This window comes from Bacillus sp. EB106-06-01-XG163 (assembly GCF_058791615.1).
The window spans coordinates 164,568-178,264 of sequence record NZ_JBYTDS010000008.1; the positions used below are offsets into that span (position 1 = coordinate 164,568).

At 32.9% G+C, this 13,697-nt stretch carries 13 protein-coding genes and 1 pseudogene; 1 reads left to right on the plus strand and 13 read right to left on the minus strand.

Going from position 1 to position 13,697, the window contains the following annotated elements; all coding sequences use genetic code 11:
• Positions 1-62 precede the first annotated feature (62 nt).
• Positions 63-908, plus strand: a complete 846-nt coding sequence (locus AC3WTF_RS11875; protein ID WP_014416784.1) for an aldo/keto reductase — start codon at positions 63-65, stop codon at positions 906-908.
• 52 nt (positions 909-960) lie between these two features.
• On the opposite strand, the pseudogene AC3WTF_RS11880 reads toward AC3WTF_RS11875, so the two are convergent.
• The 13 genes and pseudogenes from AC3WTF_RS11880 to AC3WTF_RS11940 form a co-directional block, all read right to left on the minus strand.
• Positions 961-1,209 (minus strand): annotated as a pseudogene (locus AC3WTF_RS11880) (DUF4885 family protein); the annotation flags it as partial.
• Between the two features lie 86 nt (positions 1,210-1,295).
• Positions 1,296-1,580, minus strand: a complete 285-nt coding sequence (locus AC3WTF_RS11885) for a hypothetical protein (protein ID WP_205649984.1) — start codon at positions 1,578-1,580, stop codon at positions 1,296-1,298.
• Between the two features lie 51 nt (positions 1,581-1,631).
• Positions 1,632-3,560, minus strand: a complete 1,929-nt coding sequence (locus tag AC3WTF_RS11890) for an FtsX-like permease family protein (RefSeq protein WP_129004023.1) — start codon at positions 3,558-3,560, stop codon at positions 1,632-1,634.
• The gene (locus AC3WTF_RS11895) at positions 3,547-4,311 is read right to left on the minus strand and encodes an ABC transporter ATP-binding protein (protein ID WP_011996231.1); all 765 of its coding nucleotides are present in this window, start codon (positions 4,309-4,311) and stop codon (positions 3,547-3,549) included. The genes AC3WTF_RS11890 and AC3WTF_RS11895 overlap by 14 nt, the downstream gene beginning before the upstream one ends.
• Before the next feature lie 865 nt (positions 4,312-5,176).
• Positions 5,177-5,338: a thioesterase domain-containing protein gene (locus tag AC3WTF_RS11900; RefSeq protein ID WP_129004022.1), complete on the minus strand. Its 162-nt coding sequence runs from the start codon at positions 5,336-5,338 to the stop codon at positions 5,177-5,179.
• Between the two features lie 175 nt (positions 5,339-5,513).
• Positions 5,514-6,536, minus strand: a complete 1,023-nt coding sequence (locus AC3WTF_RS11905; protein ID WP_129004019.1) for a sensor histidine kinase — start codon at positions 6,534-6,536, stop codon at positions 5,514-5,516.
• Positions 6,533-7,216: a response regulator transcription factor gene (locus AC3WTF_RS11910; protein ID WP_007408971.1), complete on the minus strand. Its 684-nt coding sequence runs from the start codon at positions 7,214-7,216 to the stop codon at positions 6,533-6,535. The genes AC3WTF_RS11905 and AC3WTF_RS11910 overlap by 4 nt, the downstream gene beginning before the upstream one ends.
• Positions 7,217-7,315: 99 nt before the next feature.
• Positions 7,316-7,738 (minus strand): hypothetical protein, encoded by a 423-nt coding sequence (locus tag AC3WTF_RS11915; protein WP_129004017.1) that lies wholly within the window; start codon positions 7,736-7,738, stop codon positions 7,316-7,318.
• A gap of 75 nt (positions 7,739-7,813) precedes the next feature.
• Positions 7,814-8,149 (minus strand): AMP-binding protein, encoded by a 336-nt coding sequence (locus AC3WTF_RS11920; RefSeq protein ID WP_129004015.1) that lies wholly within the window; start codon positions 8,147-8,149, stop codon positions 7,814-7,816.
• Positions 8,150-8,285: 136 nt separating this feature from the next.
• A complete protein-coding gene (locus AC3WTF_RS11925; RefSeq protein ID WP_020955243.1) occupies positions 8,286-8,939 on the minus strand; it encodes an ABC-2 transporter permease in 654 nt (217 codons plus the stop codon).
• Positions 8,917-9,789: an ABC transporter ATP-binding protein gene (locus AC3WTF_RS11930; protein WP_129004013.1), complete on the minus strand. Its 873-nt coding sequence runs from the start codon at positions 9,787-9,789 to the stop codon at positions 8,917-8,919. Before AC3WTF_RS11930 ends, AC3WTF_RS11925 begins: the two co-directional genes overlap by 23 nt.
• Positions 9,790-10,257: 468 nt before the next feature.
• Positions 10,258-13,221, minus strand: a complete 2,964-nt coding sequence (locus AC3WTF_RS11935) for an SIR2 family protein (RefSeq protein ID WP_129004011.1) — start codon at positions 13,219-13,221, stop codon at positions 10,258-10,260.
• A 171-nt stretch (positions 13,222-13,392) separates the two neighbouring features.
• Positions 13,393-13,545: a hypothetical protein gene (locus AC3WTF_RS11940; protein WP_164969224.1), complete on the minus strand. Its 153-nt coding sequence runs from the start codon at positions 13,543-13,545 to the stop codon at positions 13,393-13,395.
• Between the last annotated feature and the right edge of the window lie 152 nt (positions 13,546-13,697).

Sequence of the window (13,697 nt, forward strand, 5' to 3'; positions counted from 1 at the left end):
CCTTCCACTATTATGTTTCATTTGTAAAAATAATGGTAAAGTAGAAAACAAGGAGGGATTTAATGATGACTGGAGCAATTCCGCAAAAGAAACTGCTGGATGGGACAAGCATTCCCGCGATCGGCTTCGGTACATACGCTCTTAATGGAAACAACGGCGTTCATGCCATTACCAGCGCCATTGATATCGGCTACCGTCTGATTGACACCGCTTATAACTATGAAAATGAAGGGACGGTCGGAGAAGCCATCCGCAGAAGCTCTGTTCCGAGAGAACAGCTATACGTGACGTCCAAGCTGCCCGGGCGCTACCATGACTATGACAAAGCTGTACAAACCATCCAAGAATCTTTATACCGCGCCGGTCTGGACTACTATGACCTGTATCTCGTCCATTGGCCGAATCCGAAACAAGACCGCTACACGGAAGCATGGCAGGCACTGATTGATGCGAAAAAATGGGGCCTGATCCGATCCATCGGCGTCTGCAATTTCCTGCCTGAGCATATCGAACGGCTCGAACGTGAAACCGGCGTAAAGCCAGGCATCAACCAAATTGAACTGCATCCCGCTTTTAATCAGCAGCAGCAGCGCCAATGGCACGAAGAACAGGGCATCGTGACAGAATCATGGAGTCCGTTATCCCGGGCCGGCGAAGTATTGAACGATCAAAAACTCGGACAGATTGCGGACAAATACGGCAAAACCATTTCTCAAGTCATTTTACGCTGGCATATCCAGCTGGGCGCCATCCCGATTCCAAAATCAGCATCGCCCGAGCGCCAGCTTGAAAACATCTCCGTTTTTGATTTCTCCCTTGATGAAAACGACATGAACATCATCGACTCGCTTACCCGCCCCGACGGACGCATAAACGGCCAAGATCCGGCGGAGTATGAGGAGTTTTAAGTAAACGCATAAAGAAAAGCTGACGGCATCATTTGTCAGCTTTTTTCTCATTTTATATACGCACACCCAGCTCCCGTTTCCATTCAGAAAGCCAGTCTGTATCCCCAGATCCGTATTGCCTGCTTTGGCCGACATCACGCAGAGATCCGTTTTTATACTCAATGGACAGCACCAAATCAGGAATGGCGTCATAACCAGTTCTCGCAAGCTTCGTGAGCCCCTGTCCGTAATGGGCGGCCGCTTCTGCGGCCGTATGTCTCAACAAAGGATCGTGCTGCAGCGCTTCCTTATAGACGTCTAACTAAATAACCAGCCGCCGGTCATATCACCGACAGCTGACTTCGAAAAGTGTTCTGATCCCTGTTCCAAAAACATCAATAAATTTATTTAAATTATTATATCATCTTTCAATGTTTTTTCACGCTTTTGCATTTTTGATTTTTTAAAATTAAATATTTCATATACGCATGGTATCACTATTAAGGTAAGCATGGTTGCTACTGCCAAACCGCCAATCACAACAACTGCTAAGCTTTGTGAAACAAGATTGACCGACTCTGATTTCTTCACTAATATACGAAGATAACTGACTACTCCCCAGGCTATTATAATAATGGATGTTAACGTAATAGCAGCTTTATTAGCAAAGGACCATTTAGTTAACCATGACATATGAAATCTCCTCTCTCTTTATAAATTTACTGGACAATCCTTCTCATTTTTTTACTGCTCTTCATATACCAATTTGGTATAGTTTTTACAGAGTCCTATATAAAAAGCAACCATTATAAAAACAAATAATCCGATGCCGCATAGAATTGGAATGGTGAATTTTACATTCATAATCTGTTCCAGCATATTCATTGCTACAATGCTATGAAGGGCCCCCACAATCACAGGCAGTAAAAATGCAATTCCAACTTGCAGATAGACAGACCTCTGCACTTCCTTTTTACTCATACCAATTTTTTTCAACATTGAATATTGTTCCCTATCAGTGAATGCATCACTTAAAATTTTAAAGTAAATTGTACTAAAGGTCGCTAGTATGAATACTAGGGACATAATCAGGCCTAAAAAGAAAAATTGACCTAAAGCATAATACTCCCATGTAAAGCTTTGATTTTTTCCATTTACATTCAAATCTCCACCTGGTACAACTTCCTTGATTCTATTAACCACTTCCCTACTTTCTTTTTCATCTGTAATTCGCACACCATTTAATACAATCTCTTGGTTTTTCTTTCTTAATTCTTTATAATCATTGTCATTTAAAACATAAATGTTTTTGTCACCATATTTTTTAATTTTCCCTGTAAAAGGGAGCTGTGTATGTTTAGAAACTAGGAAATTATTATTATTAATGCTCACTTTATTACCATCAACATAAATAGGTGAAGCTATCGAATCAGCATTTAGAATAAAAGAAATTTCATGAATTTCTGGTTTAATTTGATTCAAAATACTTGCTTTATTACTATAATCCAAAAATATTAATGTTTTCTTTATTTGTGAGTAACTAGTGATAATAGCTTTGTTATTCGGATCAATATTTTGCTTATTATCGTCGTATTGGACATTACCAATAAAAAAGTGAATCTTATTGATTCCGATTAAGTCATGCTTTGACTCTCGAATCACTTCTTTGACTTTATCTTTGACATCTTCAGAATTGCTTTCAAAACTTAAACTGTATGGGGAGGCTGTGATGTCATAATTTGCTTCAAACTGTTTGAACGAAATGCTTACATTGAATGCAGTTACGGTAGCTGCTGTTAAAATAGCCGTCATCGCTAAACTTCTATAATTAACTTTTTGTCTAAAGAAAGTATTGCTTATACTGACTAACCTTACATCTTTATAAATAATTTTTTTTGAATTTGTTAACTTCCCTAAAATTATAGTCAGAGAACTTCCAAAAAACAGATAAGTCCCCGTGCTGACCAAAATCAAGATTCCCATCGCAGAAAGCAATAAATCCAAATCCCATTGCTTAAAGTTTAGTGCAACTATATAGCCTGCAACAATTAATACTAAACCTGTAAAACCCTTTGTATAATTATATTTTGGAGGTGAGGGCTTTGCTTTCGAAGCATTCAACATATTAATTAGTTGTGTTTTTTTCACAACTCTATAGTTTTTCATTCCCAGCATTACAAAGATGATCCCGAACACAATAATAAGCTGAATGATGGCTTGTGCAGATATACTAAAAGGAATTTCACCACCCAGTGTCATGGACTTACTTAATAACATTAAGAACAATTTCGAGAATAATATCCCGATCAATAAACCCATTAATAGAGACAAACTGCCTATTAGAATACTTTCAATTGCGAATACTCTTCCAATTTTAGACGTACTTATTCCCATTAGCATGTATAACCCGGTTTCTTTTTGACGTTGCTTTAAAAAGAATCCATTGGCATGCCACATAAAAAAGACCACTGTGCAAATTAGAACAAAGCCAGATGTTGCACTTGCCACTACAGCTGATTGAAATCTTTCAGTTAATTGGACAAACACTTCATTGTACTGTATAGCAGTAAAATTGTAGTAAGTTGCCACAGTTACAACTAAAACCACAAAATATAATCCATATATTTTTAAATTGTTCTTCAAAAGCTTAAACGCAATTTTAAAGGAGTTCATTTTCCGATCCTCCCATTACGGCAAGCATGTTTAACACTTTCTTAAATAATTCCTTTTTATCTCCGCTGCTGTCTAGTCTTCCGTGTAATTTACCGTCCTTTAAGAACATAACCCTATTACAATAACTTGCTGCGTTTGCATCATGGGTTACCATGATGATGGTTGTTCCTATGGTTTTGTTAATATTTTTAAAACATTCTAGAACCTCTGAGGATGACTTAGAGTCAAGGGCCCCTGTTGGTTCGTCTGCAAAAATAACCTTTGGAGAGGTAATTAACGCACGACAAATAGCTACTCTTTGCTTTTGACCGCCTGACAATTCATATGGATACTTATCTAACTGATTTGAAATTCCTAAGAGCTCAGTTAGTTCATCAATTTTTTTTAGGATGATTTTGTGTTTTACATTGTTTAGTGCAAGAGGCAGAGCAATGTTATCTCTAATTGTCATATTGTCTAATAAATTAAAAGCTTGGAAGACAAATCCGATTGTGTCTCTCCTGAATTTTGCAAGGTCCTCATCCTTGTAATCATCTATTCTTTTACCATCGATTAAAACTTCTCCTAAAGTAGCTTTGTCAATAGTGGACATAATATTTAACAATGTTGTCTTACCTGAGCCTGAAGGGCCCATTATCCCAACAAATTCACCTTTGTTGATATTTAAGCTTACCTCTTTAAGCGCTCGAAAGGTACTGCCAATTTCACCATACTCCTTTATTACATTTGATACCTCTACGATCTTATTCATCTATAAACCCCCATAAAATCTGATCATGTGTAGGACATTGATTCTTATAGTTGTATTATAATTTAGAGCAAAAAACGCTACTATCGATTTAGGTTACATTTCTAAAAGTGAATGTGACATTCATGTTAGGTTGGGGTGATGGGTTAGAGGACTTTTGTACAAAACCATGGATATTCAGCATGTGAGGTTTTTAAGCAGATATAAGGAGCGGCACCGCTCCTTATATAACAAGGCGGATTGTTTTTCACCTTGTATTACCAATCGAATTTACTTACTGAGTGATTAGTCTGTTTGTTCCTTTTTTTCAAAATATACTGATAAAAATGCAGACAGAATTATACCCAACGAATTGACGACTTTAATCATTTCCAAAGTAAACATGAACTATGTTTCCAAGGTTAAATAAATTAGAGGAACCCATAGGTCATAAACCTTTTTTAATCAACTCATAATAACTAAACACTGTTACTTTCTGATTCATTATTTTTTAATGCATTTAACGTCTCATTGATTTTTTACTACTTGTTCGGTATATTCATTTATAAGAAATATCATCTTATTAATACGAAAATTTAACATCTCTTTCGGGTTACTTTTCTCCAAAAAGATAATTCTTCAAAATCAACAGTCTTATCGTCTACTCCATAAAAAACAGAAAAATTGGAGTCCAGTAAATTGTTTTTAGGATTAAATTCATAGGTTTCTATTGACTTAAACTCAGTTCTCAAAATCGGCAAGAAAATATCTTCTAACTCCTTGTTCTTAAAAATAAATTATCTGTACCATCTAATTTTAAAATCTCAGAAATAAATTCATGTTTTGGCAAGCTGTGTATTAGTTGTTTTCTTCTCAATTGAGGAGCTTTTCAACGGAGACAAATATGCACGAGGGCAGGATTTCCTTCATTTTGAAGTTTGTGACAAAGCTCATATGTAAGCAGTCCACGCATACTATGTTCGAAAATAGCAAAAGGTTCAGTTATATTATTCTTAATAGAATTATATATATCCTCAACCATTTCTTCCATATTGTCTATTGAGGGTCATTCAATCTTCTTCCCCTGCCAGCCAACTCTACTTCATTTACCTCAACAAGTGGATCCATGAATTTTTTCCACTTAGAATAAACTATCGATGACCCCCTGCAAATGGAATACAAAATATTTTAGCTTTTCTTCTCATTAGATTACCCCCTGTTTTTAACTAATTATTTATTGCCTCATTTGCCACTTTATAATAATCGGATAGTTTATAAAATATAATGTGAAATTCAGTATATTCACCCTCTACGCTGTCTACCTTAATTCCTATACTTAGTTTATCAGCCATTTTTTTAGCATAATATAAACCCATCCCTGTAGATTTCGTTCCTACCCTACCATTTTTACCTGAAAAGCCTTTATTGAATATCCTAGATAAATCCTCTTTTGAAATGCCAATTCCATTATCTTTAATAACTATATAATAGGCTTGTTTATCTTCTTTAGTTGTAATAGTCAGCGTTCCCCCCTCAGGTGTATATTTACTGCTATTATTAAGAATTTGACCAAAAATATAATAGATCCAACGTTCATCACTGATAACACTAAATGGTTTTAAATTAGTCTCAATCTCAATGTTTTTATTAATAAAAAAAAGAGCATTTTCTTTTATTGCACTTCTTAAAATATGACATACATCTACTACTCCCGTTAAAATGTCTTGATCGTAGTGATTAGCTCTTGTCACATGTAAAATGTGATTAATCCTAAATTTAATTTGTTCAATTTGATTACGCAGCTCTCTGCTGCTTTCTAAGTTAATCTCATCCAGCAGCAGTTCACACACAGCTATATTAACTTTTATGTCATGAACCCATTGAGTAGTATAGTCTTGAATTTCGTTAATACCGTTTTTATAATCTTCTTCTGCTTTCAAAAATTTATTTTGTTGCTTTTTGGAGACTTTTATAAGCATATCTATAAAATAATCATTTCTAACTTTGTTTCTTTCTAAAGTTTCGATAGAACTATTAAACACAACTTCGTATTTCTTTTTTGCCTTGATGAATCCATAGAAAATGTTGATCAGCAGAATAAAGACAATCAACAAATCCATATAAAAAATGTCTATATAACCTTGATGAATAGAGGTACTCGCAAACAAAATCCCATTGATTACAACCAGAATAAGTGCACTGCATAAAATCCATAATATATGATTTTTCACATAATCAATTAATTTCATTGAATTATATATCCCATTCCTTTTTTTGTCAAAATAAAGTCATCAACATTAATCCCCTCTAATCTATTCCTTAATCTATTTATATTTACTGTCAACGTATTTTCGTTTACGTAAATATCATCATTCCAAAGCTGTCTCATTAAATTATCCCGCGAAACAACTTTTCCTTTGTTTTCCATTAACGTTTTTAGAATTTTAAATTCATTCTTTGTAAGCTCTAAACTCTGATCTTGGAAATATATTTTTGCATCGTTAAGGTTTAATATCACATTATTAGATTCGATTAGATGAGATTCTGCTGTTATGTACTCATAAGTTCTTCTTATAATTGCTTGTAATTTCGCCACCAATACATGGCTGTCAAATGGTTTTTGAATATAATCATCCCCGCCATTGTTAATAGCCATGACAATATCCATATTACTGTTTCTAGAAGAGCAAAAAATAATTGGGACACTTGAAATTTCTCTTATTTTCTTACACCAATAAAAACCATCAAATGAAGGAATATTAATGTCCAATAATATGATGTGAGGCTCTTCTTTTTCATATATTGACAAAATATTATCAAAGTCTCCGCATATAACGGTCTCAAAATTCCATTTAACAAGTAAATTTTGTAACGCCTTAGCCATATCCTTATCGTCTTCTATAATCAGCAATTTATATATATTATCCATTTTCTCACCTTCTTATAAAAATAGCTCACCATTCTCTCAAGGATTATTTAAAAATAAAACAGGAAGGAAGAAAAAATCAATTCCCTCCTGTGTTAAATGTTACATTCCTTTATAAGGTAATGAATGTTCTTCTGTTTTTTTAAATATATCAGTAATTAATGCCGTATTTCCTGATAAATAACCCTTTGAAAGCATTTCACCATGTTCCCCGAATCCATTATAATAATGCACTGCTCTCTCAGTAAAGTCTTCCCAATTATATAAAAGGAATTGATCATTATCTTTTTTCTCTTTATTTCCTGCTGCCTTAATAAGATGAAGATTTGCAGCAATTTTGTGTTTATGTGTAATGCTGTTTAAAAATCGAGTATAGGCTTTTATTTTATCAATTACTTTTTCTCTAAAGTACTCAGTTTCAAGATACTCTTGGAACATTGGTTCCTTTTTTGCTCCTTCGACTATATTTTTATACAAATTGTCTGAATAAGTTGACTGACTCTGTTTATTTTCTTTGGCTAACACCAAAGCCTCTTTAATGCTTGGATGGCTCAATAATTTTCGATCAATTTCTTCTGTCTCTATTCTGAATCCCCGAATCTAGACTTGATGATCCGCTCTGCCGGCAAATTCAATGTTACCGTCTCTGCGCCATCTGGCGATGTCTCCGCTTTTATATAATTTCCCCCCGAAGAACGGGCTTTGTATAAATTTCTCCTTGGTTAATTCAGGCTGATTTAAATAGCCTCTTGCCACGCCATCTCCGCCTAAATATAGTTCCCCATAGATGCCTATCGGGAGTAAGTTTCCATATCGGTCCACTATATAAGCACTTGAATTGCTTATAGGCTTACCGATTGGAATAGCGCCTTCATATTCATTGCCATCTCTTGTTTTTCGAAATACCCAGAATTTTTCTCCAGATATTGATGATATAGCATGTTGCCTTCCATAAAAGCCCCCCCATTTTTATATCTAAATATTAACCCTCAAGGTCACAAAGTTCTTTATATGCAAAGACAACACCTTATCCTGTTATAACTTGATCAGCATAAAATCAATACACACGCTGCTAAAATTCTTTTTTATGATATATAGCTGTGGCAATGAAAAATGAAATGATATATAAGATAACGCCGATCATGAGATATATAATCGGAACATATAAAGAAGGATTTATGTGCAAAAATGACAGCGGTACTTGTTCTGCTACATACCCAACGACACTTTGCAATCCAAAGGTAGCAAAAAGTCCCCCCATTGCACCTCCAATCACGATAGCATCGGATTTTTCCGGGCCTATCATGTAGAGAAGAGGATAAACGATTGCACCGGCAAAGAGAACGATGAACGTTCCAAAAGAGACAATATTAAATATGCTGTCAATCGGTTCATCAGATCCCAGGCTGTATACAAAGAAAACACCATAAGATAGTACGGCTCCGATCACAACAATCAAAAGATAAAAGAAATAGTGACTTTGAACAATATTTGTTCTGCTGACCGGTAAAGTCAGGACATACCTGTCATAGCCAGACTTGCTCTCATACTTTATAACCTCAAGTGCGGGCATAACGACAAACAAAATAATCAGCATAGCAACAAAACGATGCATTGAAGCATCCCCAAAATAAAAAATGACTGCTGATACCAATATGGCCAACCCCGTGTATGCAAAGAAACTCCGATAAACCAAGTAATAGTTAGTCAGTAACAGACCTCTCAATGTTTTCACTCCTCGTTAAAAAGACGCTGATTTCTTCTATGGAAATGGTGTTGGCCGATACGCCATTCGGCAACTTCTGTTGATCCGATACAAGCACACTCCAATAAGATCCATGATTCCTTTTTGCTAGAACGATTTCTTCGTCAAGCTCAGCCAATTGACCTTCATCAACGTCTATAACGGTATAGCTTTCAAGAACCTTATCTTTCTCTTCATTTAATAAAATTTCTCCATCTTTCATAATAACGATATGGCTGGCTATCTTCTCGACATCAGTCATAATGTGCGATGAAAGTAAAATACCGCCGTTGCTTTTATCCACAAAGCTTTTTAATTCATTTAACAGATCATCTCTTGAAGAGGGATCAAGCCCTCCCGTTGCTTCATCCAGGAGTAATAATTTTGCATTATGCGACAAAGCAACAGCTACGGATAACTTCATTGACATGCCGCGCGAGAGTGTATTCACTTTTTTGTCCATAGGCAAAGAGAAAGAATGAACCAACCGGTAAAAATGATCTTGGTCCCAAGCACCGAATAGTTTCTTAAATACATGATTCAGCTGCTTTATCGTAAGGTGCGCAGGAAGATTCATCGCATCAAATACGACCCCAATATCTTCTTTGAACTTTATATGTTTATCCAGATTCTCTTTACCAAAGATTTTCACTTTACCTCTATCCTGAGAGATTAATCCTAATATCGTTTTAAATGTTGTTGACTTGCCTGCGCCGTTATCACCGATAAAACCGACAATTGATCCGGCAGGCACATTGAATGTAACATCCTTTAAAACAGCTTTATGGCCAAAAGATTTGCTGATGTTTCTGATTTCTAAAAGGTTTGACATCATTCCACTCCTATCAGTGTTGTCAGGACTTTTTTTGAGAATTGAACCGGATTATTGTAAAAATGTTGTTATTTTTATATCTGGTCGAGGAATTCATAATGAAGCAAGAGTCGGCAAACACAAAAGAGATTTTAAAGTCTTAGCATAATGTGGAAGTGCAATCGATTGATTACGTTTATATAATGGAAATTCATGATGAAAAATTGCTGGAGGTGATTACTTTCCGATGAGACATACACAAAACAATTTACTAATGATTACATTTATGGATGTTAACCGAAATGCATCTCGTATTATAAAGCAGGTGTTATTTCTTTTCAATATAAATAGGGGTTTCTTTACAAATATAAAAACCTTCCGGTCAATCGAAAAGGTGTGCACTTCTAATTCTTCATGAAAAACCCCTCTGGTTTATAATAAGAGGGGCTAATTTTACGCTTATAGTAAATTTAATATATTATTAATCATTTAAAATTTCTTTGCATAAAGCTTACCAAAAATATCTTCGTATTTTTCAAATGGCAGATTCCTAAGTTTTTTTTCAAATAAGCTATATATACATTCTTTCATTCCTTTATTATTCATTAAAGATTCTACCTCTTCTTCCTTTAGATATGAAAGTAAATCTATATCAGTTAATTTAAGATTCTTCGTATTAAAAACTAAATCGAAATAATCTGAGTAACCACCAAAAACATCCACAAACTCTTCTAACTCTTCTTTTTTAAGCTTATTTCTCCTATATAAATCTGTTAATATATTCAGGTTTCTTTCAATAGGATCCGGATGTATTTTAACAGCCTTATTTTCATTCCTAATTTTAACAACTGTATCTTCTACTATTTTTTTATTAATATCTTTGTCCGCAGTAATAACATCGTTAATTGAAATCATATAATAAAAATTTAACTCATTAAATTGCAATAATCCTTCATTTCTTTTAATTTTTTCTACTAAACTTTCAATTACCTTAATTATAATATTCTTGTATTCTTCAGATATAGCCTTTAGTATCGGAACTATTAAATTTTCAAAAACAGTATACAAAATATCATATTCTTTTTCCTCATAGGATTTCTTTATTAAAATTACATAACTAGAGATTATATCCTTATTTATAGGATGCTCATTGTAATCTACATATATATTAGTTAAATTATTATACAGTCCATTGTTATCAAATTCAATTATCCTGCTATTTCGCATGTATGTTTCTAAATACTTTTCTAAATAATCCAATACTGTACTTTGAGCTAAAATTTCTTTGTTTGCTACTGCTACTATAAATTTATTTATATATTTAAATTCATTTAAATATATTCTTTCGTTAAGGAGTAATAACAACTTACCTGCAATAAGATTTGCCTGTTCAAAGTCTAGATTTGTTTTTGAAGTTAGTACTAATAAATTATAAAAATAATGTTCACTTGTTTTCTTATTGTGATTATTTAGAATATTATCAATCACTTTGTCCAAAACCTTCATAATATACTCAAAAGCTGAATTCTCAAGTTTTAATTCTCTAAGATTATACTCTACCAAAACATTTTCAAAGTCACTAGTTTTTAATTTTGTTATTATTATATATACTTCATATAGATCTAGTTTTTCTATTTTATTTAAGGATACTTTGTTAAAAAAACTCTTCGAATTATTTGATTGGGTACTGTAGCTCGCAAAAATGCCTTCTACAAAACTTAAATACAGGCTTTGAATCTCTTTGTATTTATTTATACATAGATAATTCGATTCTACGAAAAGCCAAATATTGCTAATCATATGAAAATTTTTATTGAGTGAGCTATTAAAAGAAAATCCTCCATTTTCCACAGTACGTTTTGTTTCCTTTAATGTGTCCACTTCTTTATTCAATTTATTTTGTACTTTATATATTAAATTGAAATCTTGAAGCTCTTTTAAAAATTCTATGCTCTTTCTTTCTCCATTGGGGAGATTTGCATAAATATTTTCAAGATCTAGTTCTTTAAGTTCCATTTCAATATTGTTATTCACATTATAAAATCCATTTACTAAGAACTTCCCTACATGCTTCCTGTTAAATTCCGAAATATAATAAATCAAAAACTCCTTATCTTGAAAAGCTTTCAATGAAATCGTCTTATAATATTTATAGGCATCGTAAAACTTATCACATTCACAATAAGCAAATGCCTGTTTTAACATGAGAAAATAATCTTCTCCCCCTATAAGGCTTGTAAAACTATTTATATCTATAGGATCTATTAAACTATCTTGATCTATTATTTTAGCCCTCAAATTATCTAGGTAATTATCTTGATTATCAATACTGAATATTATTTGTTTTTCCCTAGACACGCCCTGTATATTTGCTTTTTTAAATATCATTATAATTTTCTGAAAAATCCAATTATCTTTATATGTGTCATGGTTAGAAAATACCCTTGATAAACTATTCTCTCCATTGAGAATAGTTAAAGTTCTATCACCAAATAAATCATATCCTACTGATTTTAACCCTAAGTTCTTTACAATTTGCTCAGGCATTATAAAATTTAACTTTTCAAAACAACTAATTTTATTATAGATAATTTCTAAGTCACTCATTTTCGTCATCTTATCAAAAGAATTAAAATAACTTAATACATCAAATAATCTATTACCTCTCCAATTAGATATATCAAAAATATTATTATTCGGCATATTACTTATCTCATCATAATATAAAATGTTAATCCCGCGATTTTTATAGTATGCATGTTCCATCCGTGAGTACTTCTTACTACTCTCAATTAGATATGCTGGTTGAAAATGATTTCTTAAAATATTTTTAACCCATTGAAAAATCAAATTGAAATTTGAATCATTTATCGAATATCCTATAAATAAAACTGTATTTGTGGCAATCAAAGCTTTAATATAACTTTCAATCAACGTGAAATTAGAAGAATAATTCAAATAGTCATCTTCCTTTAGTACAATGTTTCTGTTTTCAAAATCGCCATGCATTTTAATAATAGTTTTATTAAAATTATCATATGGAAGATCTAAATCGTGTTTTACAGTATGAAAAAACTGTCCTTCTTCAATAGCTGCTTCTTCCAGCAAAGTATCATAGTTAGTTGTAATAATATGAGTTGGTTTAAGTTTAAAAATCTCCTTATGTATAGGATTAGGTTTATATTTCTTTTTTGAAAAAACTTCATTCATTTTTTCGAAATATTCTTTTTCTCCTCTTTCATTAAAATAATATTGAGGAATTTTCATATATAAATCTGGAGATCTGTCTACATCAAATTCACCCAAATCTTGTGCAAATTCTTTAATTAATTCATTCCAAGTTGGAATTCCTGAATTTGCTGAAACCCCCGCACCTACGAATACCACTAATTTATTGTTTTCGCTTGCCTCTTGGATTTTTGTTATACTCGTATCTAAAAAATAGTCACTCAATTTATCTTCCTCCTCAACTTAAAATTCGATTCTAATCTAACTTTCCTTTCATATGAATCTTGATCTACATATTTTAAGTTTTTAAAATTAAATGTCTACATAACCGGAAAGTAATGACTTCGGTTCTTTCAAATTAATACGATTGATATGAATCTACTTTTTCAGTTAAATTCAAGGCACTGACCATTCTTTCAGCAATTTTTCATATTTTCTTTCCTTATTGGCCCAAATAGGATTGTCCAGTACTGTGACTATTCCCCAAAGGTCAGGGTTCTTTAAATCTCCAAATCTTGAAACAGAAATCATTACTAGTTTTTTCAACATTACACAATTGTCGCCTATTTATATGAACAAAACCATTCTTATAAGCAAGCTACTGTTACCTTATAATTCATCTCCAAATCATTAGCATTTTTAATAGTGAAGGGAAAGCTTATACTATAAAAGTAAGCAAAGTAGAGACTTCCCACTCTAAA